The organism is Rhodococcus sp. NPDC058505, from assembly GCF_042720095.1.
In the GTDB taxonomy this organism is placed as follows: Bacteria; Actinomycetota; Actinomycetes; order Mycobacteriales; family Mycobacteriaceae; genus Rhodococcus_G.
Window position 1 is genome coordinate 129,274 of record NZ_JBHXNB010000003.1, and the last position, 18,572, is coordinate 147,845.

Here is an 18,572-nt window from a genome sequence, read left to right on the forward strand (position 1 = left end):
CGCCGACCGGTGCCGCCCCGAGCGGCTGCCGTCGGCGGTGTCGCGCTCGCGGTCGCCGTCCTGCTCGGCGGCTGCGCACAGGATCCGCCGATCCCGCAGAACATCCCGCCGCTGCCCGGCGCGGCGTTGCCGCCGATCGACGTCGACGGGCCGGGGCGCACCGCGGACCAGCTCGCCGGCTGGGCGGCCGCACTGTCCGAGGAGACCGGGGTGTCCGCCACCGCCCTCGAGGCGTACGGGTACGCGGCAGCGGTGATGGCCCGGTCCCGCCCCGACTGCGGCATCGCCTGGACCACGATCGCGGGTATTGCGGGCGTGGAGAGCAGGCACGGCACCCACCGTGGCGCGCGGGTCGCCGCCGACGGGACCGTCGCGCCCGCGATCCGCGGGATCCCCCTGGACGGTGGGCCCGGGGTCGCCGAGATCCCCGACACCGACGGCGGCGTCATGGACGGCGACCCGGTCCACGACCGGGCGATGGGTCCGTTGCAGTTCATCCCGGAGACCTGGGTGCGTTGGGGTGTCGACGCGAACGGTGACGGCGTCGTCGACCCCGACAACATCGACGACGCGGCCCTCACCGCGGGCCGCTACCTGTGTGCCCGCGGCGGAGACCTCACCGGCGAGGCGGGCTGGCGGCAGGCGCTGATGGCGTACAACCTGTCCGGCCAGTACCTGCTCGATGTGCGGGACCGGGCCAACACTTACGCGGTCAGGAGTGCGCCGTGACATGCCCTAGGCTCAGACCTGGCACTATGTACCGACATCGTCTACGCCGTTATTAGGAGAACCATTCGTGGCCATCATCGAGCAGGTCGGAGCCCGCGAGATCCTCGATTCCCGAGGCAACCCCACGGTCGAGGTCGAGGTGCTGCTCGACGACGGCACCTTCGCCCGCGCCGCCGTGCCGTCCGGCGCGTCGACCGGTGAGCACGAGGCCGTCGAACTGCGCGACGGTGGCGACCGCTACAACGGCAAGGGTGTCCAGAAGGCCGTCGAGGCCGTTCTCGGCGACATCGCACCCGCGATCATCGGCATCGACGCCAGCGAGCAGCGCGCCGTCGACCAGGCCCTCCTCGACGAGGACGGCACCCCCGACAAGTCGCGGCTCGGCGCCAACGCCCTGCTCGGTGCGTCCCTCGCGGTGGCGCGGGCCGCGGCCGAGTCCTCGGGACTCGAGCTGTACCGCTACGTCGGCGGCCCGAACGCCCACATCCTGCCGGTGCCGATGATGAACATCCTCAACGGCGGCGCGCACGCCGACACCGGCGTCGACGTCCAGGAGTTCATGGTCGCGCCGGTCGGGGCGGCCACCTTCAAGGAGTCGCTGCGTTGGGGCACCGAGGTGTACCACTCGCTCAAGTCGGTTCTCAAGGCCAAGGGCCTGTCCACCGGCCTCGGCGACGAGGGCGGCTTCGCGCCCGACGTCGCGGGCACCAAGGCCGCCCTCGACCTGATCAGCGAGGCCGTCGACAAGACCGGACTCAAGCTGGGCACCGACGTGGCGCTCGCGCTCGATGTCGCAGCCACCGAGTTCTACACCGACGGCACCGGGTACAAGTTCGAGGGCCAGAACCGGACGGCCGCCGAGATGGGCGCCTTCTACGCCGAGCTGCTCGGCCAGTACCCCCTCGTCTCGATCGAGGACCCGCTCAGCGAGGACGACTGGGAGGGCTGGGTCGCCCTCACCGAGGCCATCGGGGACAAGGTCCAGCTCGTCGGCGACGACCTGTTCGTCACCAACCCGGAGCGTCTCGAGGACGGCATCGTGAAGGGTGCGGCCAACGCGCTGCTGGTCAAGGTCAACCAGATCGGCACGCTGACCGAGACCCTCGACGCCGTGGACCTCGCGCACCGCAACGGCTACAAGACGATGATGAGCCACCGGTCCGGCGAGACCGAGGACACCACCATCGCCGACCTCGCCGTCGCCGTCGGCAGCGGCCAGATCAAGACCGGTGCCCCGGCCCGTTCCGAGCGGGTCGCCAAGTACAACCAGCTGCTGCGCATCGAGGAGTCGCTCGGCGACGCCGCCCGGTACGCAGGCGAGCTCGCGTTCCCGCGGTTCTCGTTCGGCTCCTGACCGGCTGACCGACCATGAGCCAGCGCGGCAGGTCCCGACCGGGCGGCAGCCCGGGTGGCCGTGAGCCCCGTCGTCAACGCGACGGGGACGGGACGCGACGCTCGACGTCGCGGACCCGGCCGAGCGGACCTGCCGCGCCCGGCTCCACCGGAGCGGCGGGCCAGTCGACGCCGCCGTCGCCGACCGAGAAGCCGGTCGGCGGAGCGCGTTCCCGCCGCCGCCCGACCGCACCGCAGCCCGAGCGGACCGTGCTGGGGCTGTCCACCGCCCGCGCGGTGATCCTCGCGATGGTGATCTGCGTGGTGGCGCTGACCGTCGCGGTGCCGCTGCGCACCTACCTCGGGCAGCGCAGCGAGGCCGAGCAGGTCGCCGAGCAACGCAGACAGCTTGAGGCGGACGTCGACCAGTTGACCCGGGACAGCGCGCAGGCCGACGATCCGGCGTATGTGCGGGCGCAGGCCCGTGAGCGGTTGCAGTACGTGATGCCGGGGGAGACCCCGTATCAGGTGCAGCTGCCCGGCGCGACCGCCCCGCCGGTCGAGGATCTCACCAAACCCAAGCACGACGGCGACCCCTGGTACACCGACCTGTGGCGTCCGATCGTCGAACCGCAACCCACCCCGACGCCGCCTCCTGCGCCGCCGCCGGCACCGCCCGCGTCGAGCCAGGACGGCGCCGGGTCGATGACCATTCCCCAGGATCAAGGAGGGCCCACCGGGTGACCGAGCCTGCCGAGAACAACGTGCCCAAGGCGGATCTGGATGTCGTCGCCGCGCAGCTCGGTCGCGAGCCGCGCGGCGTGCTCGCGATCGCGTACCGCGCACCCGACGGCACCCCCGGCGTCGTCAAGACCGCGCCGCGACTGCCCGACGGAACCCCGTTCCCCACCCTCTACTACCTCACCGACCCGCGGCTGACCGCGGAGGCCAGCCGCCAGGAATCGGCCGGGGTGATGAGGGAGATGACCGAGCGGCTCGCCCGCGACCCGGAATTGGCGGCAGGCTACCGGCGTGCGCACGACTCGTACCTCGCGGAGCGAAACCAGATCGATTCGCTCGGAACGGATTTCACCGGCGGAGGCATGCCGGATCGGGTGAAGTGCCTGCACGTGCTGATGGCGCATGCGCTGGCGAAGGGCCCTGGCCTGAACCCGTTCGGCGACGAGTCCGTTGCCCTCGCCGCCGACGCCGGGTTGCGGGGCACCGCCATTCCCGCGGACTGGCCGCGGTACGTCGCACCGGAGGCGGCAGGGAACATCACGCCGGAGGCGACAGGGGATAACACCGGGGATACCGAATGACGCGGGTCGCCGCGATCGATTGCGGAACCAACTCGATCCGCCTGCTCGTCGCGGACGCCGACGAGCACGGCCGGCTCACCGACGTCGTCCGGGAGATGCGCGTCAATCGGCTCGGCCAGGGCGTCGACGCCACCGGCCGGTTCACCCCCGAGGCGCTCGAGCGCACCCGCGCCGCGCTCGAGGAGTACGCGGGCATGATCGGCGAGACCGGGGCGTCGAGGGTCCGGATGGTCGCGACGTCCGCTACCCGCGACGCCGCGAACCGCGAGGACTTCTTCGCGCTGACGCGGGAGGTGCTCGGCGCCGTCCTCCCCGGATCCGAGGCCGAGGTGATCACCGGCGACGAGGAGGCCCGGCTGTCGTTCGCCGGTGCGGTCGGCGAACTCGACGCGGCCGCGGGGCCGTTCGTCGTCGTCGACCTGGGGGGCGGATCCACCGAGGTCGTGCTCGGCGACGCGGACGGGGTGCACGCGGCGCACTCCACCGATATCGGGTGCGTCCGCCTGACCGAACGCTGCCTGCACGACGACCCGCCGACCGCCGACCAGATCGCCGCGGCCCGGGAGTTCGCCGCCGTGAAGATCGGCGAGGCCTTCGCCCGTGTGCCCGTCGAGCGGGCGCGCACCTGGGTGGGGGTCGCGGGCACCATGACCACGCTGGCCGCGGTGTCGCTGGACCTGCCGCACTACGACGCCGAGCGGGTGCACCTGTCGCGGATGTCGCTGGACCGGTTGCATGAGGTGAACGCGGCACTGCTGCACCGGACCCACGAGCAGCGGGCCGCGATCGCCACCATCCACCCCGGCCGCGTCGACGTGATCGGCGGCGGCGCGATCGTCGCGGACGTTCTCGGCGAGGAACTCGCCCGCCGCGCGGGCATCACCGAACTGATCGTCAGCGAGCACGACATCCTGGACGGGATCGCGCTCTCGATCCTCTGACCGCACTACAGTCGTCACCGGCGCCCGCCCCCGTAGCCCAATTGGCAGAGGCAGCGGACTTAAAATCCGCAAAGTGTCGGTTCGAGTCCGACTGGGGGCACCAGGACACCGCAGGTAGAAGCGGTGTCGGGTAGTTCGAGGGTGGTTGACCAGCTCGCCGCACCACCCCCGTGCTACCCAACGGGCATTTCATGTCGGGGCCTCGTGACAAGATCGCTGCCGTGAACAGGCAGCAACTGGCCGATGCTCATCGAGGGGTTCGCCTGCTCACTGGGCATCTGCGGGGCGAGGGGGAATCCCTCGATTCGGCGATCTCAGCGGGCAGATACTCCGAGGCCGAGGCCGAGGCGATGGCAGATCCGCTCGTGAACGTCGCGATCATTCTGGCTAGACAGCTCAGGGCGGCACTGGACGTAGAAATCGGAGTCGCGCTCCAACGTGCCAGGGCATTGACTAAACCTGAACTCAGCGAGTATTCGCGCCTTGCTAGCGCCCTTATCGCAACCGTAATTTCTGGTGAGCATCCCGAGCCGATCGAGGTGGGTCCTCGCGTTGTTGCCGTCGGTGCACAAGAGATCGCGGCTGGAGCTGCGAAGGCTCTCGCAGACCACCTCGGTGAGCATCCGAATGCGGTAGTTGCTCGGCTCCGTAGGCAACTGCAGGAACAGGGTGAAGGCGTTCAGCTATCAGACAAGGACGGTGTCGAGTTGCAGTCGGCCAAGTACGCGGAGGACTCCGAGATGCGCCAGTCGCGGCTTGACACCGCGCTTGCTCTCGTCAAGGAGATCAACAATGGCGCTGCGGTCCCGATCCACAACCGAGGCGTCGACTTGCACGAGCGGAACGAAATCGTTGGACGTGACTGCTACGAGGGGCTAAGTAGAATCGCGGTCACGGCTGCGGCGCTTGGCTACGGTGTCGTCCAGCTAGTCGGCGTCAACAACCACTACCCTGCATACGCCCTGTTGCGCCAGTTGGTGGAGACGGAGTTCGTTCTGTGGAAGTTTGGTCACGACCCCAGCACGATTCCGGGTTGGCTTAATTCGGATCGGGACGAGCGTGAACGGACGTGGAAGCCCTCCAAGATCTATCGGAACGCCGACAACGACTATCGGCAGAAGGACTATTCGGGGCACTGCGAAATGGGCGGGCATCCGACGCCGCTCGGGACTCTCATTGCGTCCGGTGAACGCAGTGCCGTTGCTGAGGCAAGTGTTCTCGGCGACTTGATTGGGCATCTGCGAGACTCCTGGGGCCACATCGTAAGTACGGCAGATGCGTTGGATTCCAAATGGATTCAGAGCGAACCATGCGTTTCCATAGATGCACGCCAGCGGGTTGCGGATGCTCATGCCAAGTGGTCCCGGATCGATAAATACGGGTACAGCGTTTCGTACTTCGCTGACCCATTGTGATCACCGACCGAATAGCTGGATGACGTTCGACTGCTCGGGTTCTGGGGTGGGCGTGGGCGCTGCGACGGCCTCGGGCTGGGGGAGGTTGTTGCCAGCCCCGCCTTCTTCCTCGGGGATCCAGTCGCCGTAGGTGTCCAGGGTGAGCACGAAGGTGGAGTGCCCGAGCCAGCGCGACACCTGCATGAAGTGGACGCCCGCCATGAGTTGCATCACCGCGAAGGTATGGCGCAGATCGTGCAGGCGCACGCCTTGCTGGGCCGGGGCGGTGGTGGTCGCTGGGCGGCTTGCAGGAAGGCCGATCGCCTTCAACGCAGGCTTCATGATGGTGTCGTAGAAGGTGCCCATCGTCAGCGGCCGCGACCATTCCAGCGGCACCGCGTATCGCTGGCCGTGCGCGCGGTAGTCGCCGCCGTTCTTCCTCGTCGGCCACAGGGGAGCGGTGGGCTCGTCGGCGCGGGGGTGGTCGGCAAGGTAGGCGTGCATCCGCTCGGCCAGCCACGGCTGCACCGGCACGGCCCGGCGCGACTTCCGCGACTTCGGCGTGCTGACGAGCCACTCGCCGCCCTTGCGGTCCTTTGTGCGGCGGACGTTCACGACGCACCGCGTGGGCTGGCCGGGGCGGGTGGTGAAGTCCAGGTCCTGCACTTCCAGTCCGGCGTTCTCGCTCGCCCGGAGTCCGCTGTACGCCAGGAACTCGACCATCAGCGCGTACACCGGATAGGCGGGTAGCTCGCCGACGCTCCCTGTGATGGCCGTGCTCAGCTGGGCCACCTGGTGCGCGGTCAGCGGGTGGTGCTGGAACTTCTCGCGGTCGCCGGTGGCGCACTTGCCGTCGAAGTCCACGCGGTCGCACGGGTTGGAGGTCAGCGCGTCGTGCTGCATCGCGTACCGCATCACCCGACCGAATGTCCCCCACGCGTGCTTCACCGTGGCAGGGGTGATCGGTTGGCCGCCGTTCTGCCGCGACTTCTGCCCGACCAGGCCCGTCAGGAACTCCTCGCAGTCCCTCGGGGTGATGCTGGCAATCGACTAGCCCGGCCGGGGGCACCGCGTCGGCGTCGACTGGTTGGACGATTGTTCAGTTGAAACCGGCATCTCCGACGCTTCCGTCCCGTAGCGTCGGCGCCGACAGTACGAACATGCATCAAAGGAGCAATCATGGGCAGTGCGGAAACCATCCTCGTCGGCGTTCTCTCGCAGGTTCTGACCAACCTGGTCAAGGACGCCCTCGGCTCCTAGTACACGCTCGCGATGTCCGTCCCACCCGTCGGTGGGGCGGGCATCGGTCGTTTCGGCGACCGTCGGCCCCCGGCAGCGCCCCGATCTTCGGGTGCGAACCGGGGGCATTTTCGTGCCCTGTACATGCCAGAATCCGCAGCGAAACGGCCCACGTGTGGGTGACGTCACGCTACGGCGTAAGAAACTCGCAAACCTGCTGAGCAGGGCGTTTCGGCTCGAGGGCTCATCAAGATCAAAGTTTGATAAACATTTGATCACGATCGACGTGTCGAGATGACTTCGTTACCTTCATCTGCGTTCCGGGGGATCGCGGTTGCGCTTGGGGATGCGCGCGCCGCGGCACGACGACAGTGAAGGAAATGACTGTGGCCAACACCCACAGGACGGTTACTCGTTCTCACCCGCTCACCCGCCGCCTGACTCTCGCAGCGGCCACCGCCGTGACCGGCGCCATCGCCGTCGCAGGCATCCAGTTCGGGGCGGGCACCGCGGCAGCGCAGCCGCTCGAGGTCCCGGCCGGGCTGCTGCCCGCCGGCGTGCAGGCTCCCGTGCTCGACCTCCCCGCAGGCCCGGCCGCGGACTGGGCGGCCGGACTGCTCGCATCGGTCGACCCGGGCAGCGCCGCCCCGTTCAAGGCGCGCACGGTGCAGCCGGTGTCGGGATCGCTGAGCTCCGGGTACGGCGCCCGCTGGGGCACCCACCACGGCGGCCTCGACATCGCAGCCCCGATCGGCACCCCGGTGCAGTCCGCCGCCGACGGTGAGGTGATCTCCGCTGGCCCGGCGGCCGGTTTCGGGCAGTGGGTGCGGGTCCGGCACGACGACGGCACCGTCACCGTGTACGGCCACGTCGACACCTACCTTGTGCACGTCGGCCAGCGGGTGTCCGCGGGCCAGCAGATCGCCACCGTCGGCAACCGTGGCCAGTCCACCGGGCCGCACCTGCACTTCGAGGCGTGGGACGCGGCGGGCAACCGGCTGAACCCGAACGCGTGGCTCGGAGACCGCGGCGTGGTGCCCACCTGGGGTTCCTGATCAAGCTTCGGTAAAGGTGGACGGGGCCGAGATCATCTTGTTATCTTCGGACGCGGACAAACGGTGCGCAGGAACCTGCTCGCCGCCGACCAAAGAAACGGATGGGGTACCGACCGTGGCAGATCATCGCAGTTCAGGACCGGGAACGATGGCGTTCGCCGCCGTCGATCCCGATGCAGTGCGGGGTCGCCACCGCGTTCCCGCGCAAGGTCACGGAACGGGTGTCAAGGCCGCGACGGTGGCCGCCGCGACCGGTGCGATCCTCGTCGGCGGTGCCCAGCTCGGCGGCGCGACCGCGGCGGCCGCGACGGTCGAGATGCCCGCCCTCCCTGCCGACGTCACCGCGGGCCTGCGCTCGGTCGGCGTCGAGGTGCCCGCCACCGTCGAGGTGCCCGACTTCGCCGCGGACGCCATCCCCGGCTTCGCGACCGCGAAGCAGTGGGCGCAGGACCAGAACTTCGGCTCGGCCAACCCGCTGCCCAAGCGGGCCGTTCAGCCGGTCAACGGGGTGCTGACCTCCGACTTCGGATCCCGCTGGGGCGCGCACCACGGCGGCCTCGACATCGCGGCCCCGATCGGAACCCCGGTCCTCGCCGCCGAGGCGGGCACCGTCATCTCCGCGGGCGAGGCATCCGGGTTCGGGCTATGGGTGCGGGTGATGCACGCCGACCGCACGATCACCGTCTACGGACACATCAACGACTACCAGGTCGCGGTCGGGCAGCAGGTGGCCGCGGGCCAGCAGATCGCCACCGTCGGCAACCGCGGCCAGTCCACCGGACCGCACCTGCACTTCGAGGTGTGGGATCCGCAGGGCAATAAGGTCGACCCCGGGGGCTGGCTGCGCGACAACGGCGTCTCGGTGACCTGGGGAAACAACGGCCGCAACGTCTGACCGGGCCGTCGAGGCCCGGAATTCGACTGTCGAGGATTCGATTTCGTGACCGACACCACCGTGGCGCCCGCCACCCTCGCGGCACTGCTCACGTCCCGCTACAGTTGCCGCGCGTTCCTCCCCGATCCCGTCCCCGAGGACGTGATCGTCGAGATCCTCACGATGGCCCAGCGCACCCCGTCGTGGTGCAACACCCAGCCGTGGCAGGTCGCCGTCACCGACGGTGAGGCGACGGACCGGTTCCGCCGCGGGCTCGCCGAGGCGGTGCGGGTCGCGGGCCAGGCGCCCGACATCGAGTTCCCCAGCGGCTACCACGGCGTGTATCGGGACCGCCGCAAGGAATGCGCGCTGCAGCTGTACTCGAGCCTGGGTATCGCGGGTGACCGGCAGGCCTCCGCGGACCAGACGATGCGGAACTTCGACCTCTTCGGCGCCCCGCACGTCGCGATCGTCACCACCGACGCGGCCCTCGGCACCTACGCCGCCGTCGACTGCGGGCTCTACGTCAACACCTTCCTGCTCGCCGCGCAGAGCCTCGGTGTCGCGACGGTGCCGCAGGCGGCGCTCGCCGGCTGCGCACCCTACGTGCGGGACTTCTTCGAGATCCCCGACGACCGGAACGTGCTGTGCGCCATCTCGTTCGGCTATCCGGACCTGACGCATCCGGCGAACGCGTTCCGCACCGGCCGCGCCGACCTCGACGCCGTCGTCACCTGGGTGTCGTAGCACCTGAGACACTGGTCGGGTGCCGGTCCCCGAGGAACTCTTCGCCGCCCTGCGTCGCCACCCCGACGTCGAGGCGCCCAACCTGTACGCCGTTGACGGCGCCGACCGGCTGATCCTCGACGAGGCCGCGGCCGCGCTCGCGGCGGCCGCGTCGGGCACGGTTGCGGTGATCGGGGACCACTACGGTGCGCTGACCCTCGGCGCCGTCGCCGGCTACGGTGCGAGCGAGGTTCGGGTGCATCAGGATCCGCTCACCGGGGAGCTCGCCCTCGCGGGCAACGCCGAGCGCGCCGGGCTGGCGGGCAGCTACCGGCAGTGCGGGCTGGGGGAGGACCTGCTCGCGGGGGCGACCGTCGTGCTTCTGCAACTGCCGCGTGGCCTGGCCGCGCTCGCCGAGATCGCCGAAACCATTGCGCGGTATGCGGATCCGTCCGTCGTTGTCTACGGCGGCGGACGCGACAAGCACATGGGCCGGACCTTCAACGACGTGCTGGCCGGCTCCTTCGCCGAGGTGCACGCGACCCGCGGACGGCAGAAGTCTCGTGTCCTCGTCGCCGCCGGACCGACCCCGGGCCCCGCGAGCTACCCTCGGCGCGAACACCTTCCCGAGTTGGGTCTCGACGTCGTCGCGCACGGCGCCGCCTTCGCCGGGCCGACGCTCGACCTCGGCACCCGGTTCCTGCTCGACGTCCTGCCGCGCACCGACCCGACTGCCCGGACCGCCGTCGATCTGGGCTGCGGCACCGGGATCCTCGCGGTCAGCCTCGCCCGGCTGCGGCCCGAGCTCGCGGTCATCGCCACCGACCAGTCCGCGGCGGCCGTCGACTCGGCCGCCGCGACCGCCGCAGCCAACGGGGTGGGGGAGCGAGTGACCTGCCTGCGTGACGACGCGATGTCGACCCTCGACGCCCGCTCCGCCGACCTGATCGTGTGCAATCCGCCGTTCCATATCGGTGCCGCCGTGCACACCGGCGCCGCGCAGGCGATGTTCCGGGCCGCCGCCCGGGTCCTGCGTCCCGGCGGGGAACTGTGGACGGTGTTCAACTCGCACCTCGGCTACCGCCCGGCGCTGGCGTCCGCCGTCGGTCCAACCGAACAGATCGGACGCAATCCCAAGTTCACCGTTACCCGGTCGGTGGCACGATGAGTCGGCGTCCGGGACGGTAGAGTCCGAATTGTCCGTCCGAGGGGAACTCGCAGACGGGCGTTAGTCGTTACCCAGGTAGTGAGGTCGGGTCATTCCGGCCCGACCGGCCCATCCGGGCCATCGAAAGAAGGGACACGCACGGTGCGCACCACCAGCAACCCGGTGTTCCGCAACCTCCCGAAGCAGGAGGGCGGATACGCCTCGTTCGGTTCTGCCGCGGCAGGCGCCGGGCAGATGACCCAGCAGTTCGGCCAGCCGCAGTACACGCAGGCCGAGCCCTACACCACCGGACCCGCCCAGCGGGCCATGACCATCGACGACGTCGTCACCAAGACCGGCATCACGCTCGGCGTGCTGACCATCACGGCGATCGTCTCCTACGTGCTGGTCAACCAGAACATCAACCTGGCGGCGCCGTTCGTCATCGTCGGCGGCCTCGTCGGCCTGGTACTGGTGCTGATCGCCAGCTTCGGCAACAAGATGGACAACCCGGCGATCGTGCTGGCCTACGCGGCGGCCGAGGGCGTCTTCCTCGGCGCACTGTCGTTCCTGATGACGTTCCAGATCTCCGGTGTCAGCGCGTCGACGATGATCGCGCAGGCCGTGCTCGGCACCTTCGGCGTGTTCTTCGGCATGCTCGTCGTCTACAAGACCGGCGCCATCCGCGTCACCCCGCGGCTGACCCGGATGATCGTCGGCGCCCTGATCGGTGTCGTGGTGCTCTCGCTCGGCAACCTGATCGCCAGCTTCTTCATGGACGGCGGCCTGGGCCTGCGCGACGGCGGCGCGATGGCGATCATCTTCAGCCTCGTCTGCATCGGCATCGCCGCGTTCAGCTTCCTGCTGGACTTCGACGCCGCCGACCAGCTGATCCGCGCGCAGGCGCCGGAGAAGGCGGCGTGGGGCGTCGCCCTCGGCCTCACCGTCACCCTGGTGTGGCTGTACGTCGAGATCCTGCGACTGCTGAGCTACTTCAACAACGACTAGCAGCACCCCGCCGAACGGGCGGTTGCTGGGGCATCGGCCGAGTGGCCGTCCCGGTAACCGCCCGTTCGGTGTCTCAGGAGGCATCATCGAGGCATGACTCGGAAGGCGGAGCGCTGGTACTGGGTGCTGCTGTTCGTCTGGCTGATCCTGTCCGCGCCCGACACGGTTCAGGGGGTGCGGTCCGACGCGTCGGTGTGGGACTGGGTCACGTTCGCGGTTTGGGCGTTCGCGTTGGTCGGATCGGTGACCTTTGCCGTCGTCATCTGGCGCGGGCGTAGCAATGGACCGGCACCCGAGCGGGTGGACCCCGCCACCGTCCCCGTCGAGGATGTGCGGGACGCGGTGGCCTCGGCACCGTCGGCGGTGCGCGCGGTCAAGGCCCTACGTGAACTGCATCCGGGCCTCGGCCTGCTCGACGCCAAGAATCTCGTCGACGCACACGCGCGCCCGCACTGAACGGGCGGTTGCTGGGGTATCGGCCGAGTGGCCGTCCCGGTAACCGCCCGTTCGGCGCTACACCGGCGCACCGGCGCCGCGGAGGGCGTCGGTGACCCGCTCCACCAACACGGCGCGGCGCCTGTAGAGCAGTTCCGCGCCGACGCGGACCACCGTCCAGCCGAGCGCCTCGATCCGCGCCAGACGCTCGATGTCCCAGGCCCTCTGCCTGCGGTCCGTCCAGTGGTGCTCGCCGTCGTACTCGACCAGCACGCGCCACTGCGGCCACCCGATATCGGAGTGCGCGAAGACGAAACCGTCGTCCTCCGCGATGGGGATCTGCGTTGCTGGCCGCGGCAGCCCCGCGTCGACCATGGCCAGCCGGGTGTGGGTTTCCGGCGGCGACTGAGCGCCCCCGTCCACGTCGATGAGGTGTCGACGAAGATTGCGCACTCCCCGCGCACCCGGGTGCCGGTCCGCGACGTCGGCGATCTGCTTGGGTTCGAGGCCGGTGGCGTTGCAGAGCGCGTCGAGCGCGGTGGTCGCGGCGATGCGAGGCAATCTCCGACCGAGGTCGAACCCGGTGCGAGCCGCGGTGGTGACCGGCACGCCCTCGACCACTGTGACCTCGTCTGGGTCCAGGCGGTAGTCGTGGCAGCGCATCCCGGCAGGGGCTCTCCAGTGCCCGTGCCGGACGACCTCCGCTGGCGTGCAGTCGTCGATCCACTTGGTGCCGTGCAGTGCGGCGGCCGAAAACCCTGCCAGCACGCAGTTGGGTCCGGCGAACAGCCAGGCGGCGCGGGCGCGGACCGCCGCGGTGACCGGCACCCGGTTGCCGACGTAGACGTCGCGGTAGATGCGGGTGCAGTCGTGGCGCAGCTGATGCTGGGTCAGCTGCCGCGCCGCGACCGCGCGCGAACCGCGAAACGGTGAGTCGTACACCCCCATCGCCCCACCGTGCCGTCCGCCGCACCCGCCATACAGCCCTGCGCCGCGGCTGTGGACAACTCGAGAACCTGTCCACAGACACCGAACGGGCGGTTACCGGGGCATCGGCCGAGAGGCCCGCCCGGTAACCGCCCGTTCGGCGGAACGAAAATCAGCTCAGGCGCTCGAGCACCATCGCCATGCCCTGGCCGCCGCCGACGCACATGGTCTCGACGCCGAAGGTCTTGTCCTGCTCACGCAGGTTGTTGAGCAGGGTGTTGGTGATCCGGGCACCGGTCATGCCGAACGGGTGGCCGAGGGCGATCGCGCCACCGGAGACGTTGATCTTGTCCTCGTCCAGGTCGAGGGCGCGGGCCGAGCCGAGCACCTGGACCGCGAACGCCTCGTTGATCTCGAACAGGTCGATGTCGGAGACACCCATCTTGGCGTAGCCGAGGGCCTTCTTGACCGCCTCGATCGGGCCCAGGCCCATGATCTCGGGGGACAGGCCGGTCGCGGCGGTGGAGACGATGCGCGCGAGCGGGGTCAGGCCAAGGGCCTTCGCCTTGGTGTCGGACATGATGACCAGCGCGGCCGCGCCGTCGTTGAGCGGGCAGGCGTTGCCGGCGGTGACGGTGCCATCGGGGCGAAAGACCGGCTTGAGCTGGCTGATCTTCTCGTAGCTGGTGCCGGCGCGCGGGCCGTCGTCGGTGGAGACGACGGTGCCGTCCGCGAGGGTGACCGGGGTGATCTCATTGGCGAAGAAGCCGCGGTTGATCGCCTCCTCCGCGCGGTTCTGGCTGCGGACGCCCCAGCGGTCCTGGTCCTCGCGGGAGATGCCGGTCAGCGACGCGACGTTCTCGGCGGTCTGGCCCATGCCCAGGTAGACGTCGGGCAGCAGACCCTTCTCGCGCGGGTCGGACCACGCGATGCCGCCCTCGGCCTCCTTGGCGGAGCGCTCCATCGCCTCGGCGTACTTCGGGTTCTTGGTGTTCGGCCAGCCGTCGGCGTTGCCGGTGGTGAAGCTGGACACCGACTCGACGCCGGCGGAGATGAACACGTCGCCCTCACCGGCGCGGATCGCGTGCATCGCCATCCGGGTGGTCTGCAGCGACGAGGAGCAGTAGCGGTTGACGGTCACACCGGGCAGGAAGTCGTAGCCCAGGTTCACGGCGGTGACGCGGCCGATGTTGAAGCCGGACTGGCCGCCCGGCTGACCGCAGCCCATGAGCAGGTCGTCGATCTCGGCGGGGTCGAGCTCGGGGACCTTCGCCAGCGCGGCGGCGACCATCTGCGCGGCCAGATCGTCGGGACGGACGTCCTTCAGCGATCCCTTACCGGCGCGGCCGATCGGCGAGCGCACGGCGGAGACAATGACAGCCTCGGGCATGAGTACTCCTTGCGTTTCTGTGCAGCGGTGAATCCGAACAGGTGAATCCGAACTCGGGTGTGTGGGAATGACGTTACGTTGCCCCGATCGGGCGCATGTCACACAGTCCGGTCAGCGGGCCGAGGACCAGCTGTTGCCGACACCGCGCACTCTGGGACGATGGGGTCATGCGCATCGCGGATCACGTCGTTGACCTCATCGGAAACACCCCCCTGGTGAAGCTGAATTCGGTGGTCTCACCCGGCTCCGGCCTGGTGGCGGCGAAGATTGAGTACCTCAACCCGGGCGGCAGCTCCAAGGACCGGATCGCGGTCAAGATGGTCGACGCGGCCGAGGCGTCCGGGGAGCTGAAGCCGGGCGGCACAATCGTCGAACCGACCTCCGGCAACACCGGGATCGGCCTGGCGCTCGTCGCGCAGCAGCGCGGCTACAAGTGCGTGTTCGTCTGCCCGGACAAGGTCAGCGAGGACAAGCGCAACGTGCTCAAGGCGTACGGCGCCGAGGTCGTGGTCTGCCCGACCGCGGTCGCCCCGGAACACCCGGACAGCTACTACAACGTCTCCGACCGCCTGGTGCAGGAGATCCCCGGCGCCTGGAAGCCGAACCAGTACGCCAACCCGGGCGGCCCGGACAGCCACTACGAGACCACCGGCCCCGAGATCTGGCGCGACACCGACGGCAAGATCACCCACTTCGTCGCCGGCGTCGGCACGGGCGGCACCATCACCGGCACCGGCCGCTACCTCAAGGAGGTCTCCGGCGGGAAGGTGCAGGTCATCGGCGCCGACCCCGAGGGCTCGGTGTACTCCGGCGGCACCGGCAGGCCCTACCTCGTCGAGGGCGTCGGCGAGGACTTCTGGCCCACCGCCTACGACCCGTCCATCCCCGACGAGATCATCGCCGTCTCCGACGCCGACTCGTTCGACATGACCCGTCGCCTCGCCCGCGAGGAGGGCCTGCTGGTCGGCGGATCCTGCGGCATGGCGGTCGTCGCGGCGCTGCGCGTCGCCGAGCGGGACCCGGACGCGGTGGTCGTGGTGCTGCTGCCCGACGGCGGCCGCGGGTACCTGTCGAAGATCTTCAACGACAAGTGGATGGCGTCGTACGGCTTCCTCCGCACCCCGCTCGACGGCAGCACGGCCGCGGAGCCGACCGTCGGGGATGTGCTGCGCGGAAAGTCGGGCGAGCTGCCCGACCTGGTGCACACCCACCCGACCGAGACGCTGCGCGACGCCATCGAGATCCTGCGCGAGTACGGCGTCTCGCAGATGCCGGTGGTCGGGGCCGAGCCGCCGGTGATGGCGGGCGAGGTCGCGGGCAGCGTCACCGAGCGGGAACTGCTCTCCGCGGTGTTCGAGGGCCGCGCGCAGCTCGCGGACCCGGTGTCCAAGCACATGAGCGCGGCGTTCCCGCTGATCGGCTCCGGCGAGCCGGTCAGCGCCGCGACGAAGGCGCTCGGCGACACCGACGCGCTGATGGTCGTCGACGACGGCAAGCCGGTCGGCGTCATCACCCGGCAGGACCTGCTCGGCTTCCTCAGCGCGGGCGCCTGACGCCCGGCTCGCTAGGCTGTCGCCATGAGCGAGCAGCAGCAGGGATTCTCCACCAGGGCCATTCACGCGGGCTTCGATCCGGACCCGCAGACCGGTGCGGTGAACGTGCCGATCTACGCCAGCTCCACGTTCGCGCAGGACGGCGTCGGCGGCATGCGCGGCGGCTTCGAGTACGCGCGGACCGGCAACCCGACCCGGCGTCCGCTCGAGGCGAACCTCGCCGCGATCGAGGGCGGACGCCACGGGCGGGCGTTCTCGTCCGGCATGGCCGCCACCGACTGCCTGCTGCGGTCGGTGCTGCGGCCCGGCGACCACCTGGTGATCCCGAACGACGCCTACGGCGGCACGTTCCGGCTGATCGACAAGGTGTTCACCGAGTGGGGGATCGAGCACACCCCGGCGCCGATGGGCGACCTCGACGCCGTCCGGGCGGCGATCCGCCCCACCACCAAGCTGGTGTGGGTGGAGACCCCGACGAATCCGCTGCTGAACATCGGCGACATCGAGGCGCTGTCCGCGCTCGCGCACGAGGCGGGCGCGAAGATCGTGGTGGACAACACCTTCGCCTCGCCCTACCTGCAGCAGCCGCTCGCGCTCGGCGCGGACGTCGTGCTGCACTCGACCACGAAGTACCTGGGCGGGCATTCCGATGTCGTCGGCGGCGCGTTGGTGACCAGCGACGAGGAACTCGACACCAAGTTCGCGTTCCTGCAGAACGGTGCTGGCGCGGTGCCCGGACCGTTCGACGCCTACCTGACGATGCGCGGCATCAAGACCCTCGCGCTGCGAATGGAACGGCACAGCGACAACGCCGAGAAGATCGTGGACCTGCTCACCGGGCATGCCGCGGTGGAGAAGGTGATCTACCCGGGCCTGGCGTCGCATCCGGGGCACGCGGTCGCGGCACGGCAGATGCGCCGGTTCGGCGGCATGGTGTCGGTGCGGCTCAAGGGCGGTCAGCAGGCCGCGCTCGACTTCTGCTCCCGCACGACGATCTTCACCCTCGCCGAGTCGCTCGGCGGCGTCGAGTCGCTGATCGAACACCCCGGCGCGATGACGCACGCGTCCACCGCCGGCTCCGAACTGGAGGTTCCCGGCGACCTGGTGCGGCTGTCCGTCGGTATCGAGGACGCCTCCGACCTGCTCGCCGACATCGAGCAGGCGCTCGGCTGACGCCTCCCGTCCGCGCGGCGCGCGGGTCCGCCGGATCCGCACGCCGCGCACGAGCGGCGCCGCCGCCTTAGGCTGACGGCGTGCAGCTCGTGACGCCGGCCCGGATCGCGGCGGCGGAGCGTGCCCTCTCCCCGGTGATCCGCCGGACCCCGCTGCTGGACTCTCGGGTGCTGACCGAGCGGACCGGCAGGCCGGTGCGGCTCAAGTGCGAGAACCTCCAGCACACCGGGTCGTTCAAACCCCGCGGCGCCTACAACCGGATGGTGAACCTCACCGACGAGGACCGCGCGGCCGGGGTGGTCGCGGCGAGCGCGGGTAATCATGCGCAGGGGGTGGCGTGGGCGGCGCGGCAACTGGGCGTCGCCGCGACCGTTTTCATGCCCGTCGGCGCGTCGCTCCCGAAACTCGCAGCCACCCGTGCCTACGGTGCCACCGTGCACCTGCGCGGAGACACCGTCGACGAGGCGCTGTCGGCCGCGTTCGACTTCGCCGCGGAGACGGGTGCGGTGCCGATCCACCCGTTCGACCACCCCGACGTCGTCGCCGGGCAGGCGACCGTCGGCCTCGAGATCCTCGACGACTTCCCCGACGTCGGAACGGTGCTGGTTCCCACCGGCGGCGGTGGGTTGCTCGCCGGGGTCGCGGCCGCGATCCGCTCGGCCCGCCCCGACGTCCGCATCGTCGGGGTGCAGGCCGACCAGGCGGCGGCCTGGCCCGCATCCATCGCTGCAGGCGAACCCGTTGCCGCGCAGTCGATGTCGACAATGGCGGACGGGATTGCGGTCGGGTTGCCGGGGCAGGTCCCGTTCGCGCACGTGACGGAGTACGTCGACGAGGTCGCCACCGTCAGCGAGGACGCGCTCTCCCACGCGCTGCTGCTGTGCATGGAGCGCGCGAAACTGATCGTCGAACCCGCGGGGGCGGCCGCGGTCGCGGCGCTCGGCGGCGATGGTCCGCGCCTGGACGGGCCGGTGTGCGCGATCCTGTCCGGCGGCAACATCGACCCGCTGCTGCTCACCCACGTCATCACTCACGGACTGCGCGCCGCGGGCCGCTACCTGGCGATGCGGGTGCGGATCCCGGACCGGCCCGGTGGTCTCGCGGGCCTGCTGTCGGTGGTCGGCGGCACCGGGGCGAGCGTGGTCGACGTCGTGCACGCGCGGACCGGCCGCGACCTCGGCCTCGATGAGGTGGAGGTCCTGCTGACCGTGGAGACCCGGGGTCGCGAGCACCGCGACGGCGTCCTCGCCGCCATCCGGTCCGCCGGCTTCACCGCGAGGGTCCAGGAGTAGGCGTGGCGCGCGCGGACGGCCGATTCCGGGTATCC

Annotated in this window: 18 protein-coding genes and 1 tRNA gene; 16 read left to right on the forward strand and 3 right to left on the reverse strand. The window is 70.2% G+C overall.

The genetic code is table 11. The features are described 5' to 3' along the window. Positions 1 to 9 precede the first annotated feature (9 nt). The 7 genes from ACFWPA_RS03655 to ACFWPA_RS03685 all read left to right on the forward strand — a co-directional run bounded on the left by ACFWPA_RS03655 (position 10) and on the right by ACFWPA_RS03685 (position 5,739). Positions 10 to 729 carry a lytic transglycosylase domain-containing protein gene (locus ACFWPA_RS03655; protein ID WP_378569659.1) on the forward strand — a complete coding sequence of 240 codons (720 nt, stop codon included), beginning with the start codon at positions 10 to 12 and terminating at the stop codon, positions 727 to 729. A 67-nt stretch (positions 730 to 796) separates the two neighbouring features. Beyond that, entirely contained in the window at positions 797 to 2,083 is a 1,287-nt protein-coding gene (gene eno, locus ACFWPA_RS03660) for a phosphopyruvate hydratase (RefSeq protein ID WP_378505692.1), read from the forward strand. Positions 2,084 to 2,097: 14 nt separating this feature from the next. Then, positions 2,098 to 2,805 carry a septum formation initiator family protein gene (locus ACFWPA_RS03665; RefSeq protein ID WP_378505693.1) on the forward strand — a complete coding sequence of 236 codons (708 nt, stop codon included), beginning with the start codon at positions 2,098 to 2,100 and terminating at the stop codon, positions 2,803 to 2,805. Beyond that, on the forward strand, positions 2,802 to 3,383 hold the full coding sequence (locus tag ACFWPA_RS03670; protein ID WP_378505694.1) for a DUF501 domain-containing protein: 582 nt from the start codon (positions 2,802 to 2,804) through the stop codon (positions 3,381 to 3,383). The genes ACFWPA_RS03665 and ACFWPA_RS03670 overlap by 4 nt, the downstream gene beginning before the upstream one ends. Next, positions 3,380 to 4,324, forward strand: a complete 945-nt coding sequence (locus ACFWPA_RS03675; protein ID WP_378505695.1) for an exopolyphosphatase — start codon at positions 3,380 to 3,382, stop codon at positions 4,322 to 4,324. The genes ACFWPA_RS03670 and ACFWPA_RS03675 overlap by 4 nt, the downstream gene beginning before the upstream one ends. Positions 4,325 to 4,350: 26 nt before the next feature. Beyond that, a tRNA-Leu gene (locus ACFWPA_RS03680) sits at positions 4,351 to 4,427 on the forward strand. A gap of 118 nt (positions 4,428 to 4,545) precedes the next feature. Beyond that, complete coding sequence (locus tag ACFWPA_RS03685; RefSeq protein WP_378569660.1) at positions 4,546 to 5,739, forward strand: hypothetical protein; 1,194 nt, start codon at positions 4,546 to 4,548, stop codon at positions 5,737 to 5,739. On the opposite strand, the gene ACFWPA_RS03690 is transcribed toward ACFWPA_RS03685, so the two are convergent. Beyond that, complete coding sequence (locus ACFWPA_RS03690; RefSeq protein WP_378569661.1) at positions 5,740 to 6,633, reverse strand: tyrosine-type recombinase/integrase; 894 nt, start codon at positions 6,631 to 6,633, stop codon at positions 5,740 to 5,742. Positions 6,634 to 7,337: 704 nt separating this feature from the next. On the opposite strand from ACFWPA_RS03690, the gene ACFWPA_RS03695 reads away from it, so the two are divergent. The 6 genes from ACFWPA_RS03695 (at position 7,338) to ACFWPA_RS03720 (ending at position 12,223) form a co-directional block, all read left to right on the forward strand. Continuing rightward, positions 7,338 to 8,012 (forward strand): M23 family metallopeptidase, encoded by a 675-nt coding sequence (locus tag ACFWPA_RS03695; RefSeq protein WP_378505696.1) that lies wholly within the window; start codon positions 7,338 to 7,340, stop codon positions 8,010 to 8,012. Between the two features lie 115 nt (positions 8,013 to 8,127). Next, positions 8,128 to 8,907 carry a M23 family metallopeptidase gene (locus ACFWPA_RS03700; protein ID WP_378505697.1) on the forward strand — a complete coding sequence of 260 codons (780 nt, stop codon included), beginning with the start codon at positions 8,128 to 8,130 and terminating at the stop codon, positions 8,905 to 8,907. Between the two features lie 45 nt (positions 8,908 to 8,952). Next, entirely contained in the window at positions 8,953 to 9,633 is a 681-nt protein-coding gene (locus ACFWPA_RS03705) for a nitroreductase (RefSeq protein ID WP_378505698.1), read from the forward strand. Positions 9,634 to 9,652: 19 nt separating this feature from the next. Then, positions 9,653 to 10,780: a class I SAM-dependent methyltransferase gene (locus ACFWPA_RS03710; protein WP_378505699.1), complete on the forward strand. Its 1,128-nt coding sequence runs from the start codon at positions 9,653 to 9,655 to the stop codon at positions 10,778 to 10,780. A gap of 141 nt (positions 10,781 to 10,921) precedes the next feature. Next, entirely contained in the window at positions 10,922 to 11,767 is an 846-nt protein-coding gene (locus ACFWPA_RS03715) for a Bax inhibitor-1/YccA family protein (protein WP_378505700.1), read from the forward strand. Positions 11,768 to 11,860: 93 nt separating this feature from the next. Continuing rightward, positions 11,861 to 12,223 (forward strand): hypothetical protein, encoded by a 363-nt coding sequence (locus ACFWPA_RS03720; RefSeq protein ID WP_378569662.1) that lies wholly within the window; start codon positions 11,861 to 11,863, stop codon positions 12,221 to 12,223. Between the two features lie 57 nt (positions 12,224 to 12,280). On the opposite strand, the gene ACFWPA_RS03725 is transcribed toward ACFWPA_RS03720, so the two are convergent. Beyond that, a complete protein-coding gene (locus ACFWPA_RS03725; protein WP_378569663.1) occupies positions 12,281 to 13,150 on the reverse strand; it encodes a hypothetical protein in 870 nt (289 codons plus the stop codon). 151 nt (positions 13,151 to 13,301) lie between these two features. Beyond that, positions 13,302 to 14,519 (reverse strand): acetyl-CoA C-acetyltransferase, encoded by a 1,218-nt coding sequence (locus tag ACFWPA_RS03730; RefSeq protein WP_378569664.1) that lies wholly within the window; start codon positions 14,517 to 14,519, stop codon positions 13,302 to 13,304. Positions 14,520 to 14,686: 167 nt separating this feature from the next. On the opposite strand from ACFWPA_RS03730, the gene ACFWPA_RS03735 reads away from it, so the two are divergent. From ACFWPA_RS03735 to ilvA, 3 genes are all read left to right on the forward strand, one after another. After that, entirely contained in the window at positions 14,687 to 16,072 is a 1,386-nt protein-coding gene (locus tag ACFWPA_RS03735) for a cystathionine beta-synthase (RefSeq protein ID WP_378505704.1), read from the forward strand. A 24-nt stretch (positions 16,073 to 16,096) separates the two neighbouring features. Next, positions 16,097 to 17,245, forward strand: a complete 1,149-nt coding sequence (locus tag ACFWPA_RS03740; RefSeq protein ID WP_378505705.1) for a cystathionine gamma-synthase — start codon at positions 16,097 to 16,099, stop codon at positions 17,243 to 17,245. A gap of 89 nt (positions 17,246 to 17,334) precedes the next feature. After that, positions 17,335 to 18,537 carry a threonine ammonia-lyase gene (gene ilvA / locus ACFWPA_RS03745; protein WP_378506033.1) on the forward strand — a complete coding sequence of 401 codons (1,203 nt, stop codon included), beginning with the start codon at positions 17,335 to 17,337 and terminating at the stop codon, positions 18,535 to 18,537. Positions 18,538 to 18,572: the final 35 nt, after the last annotated feature.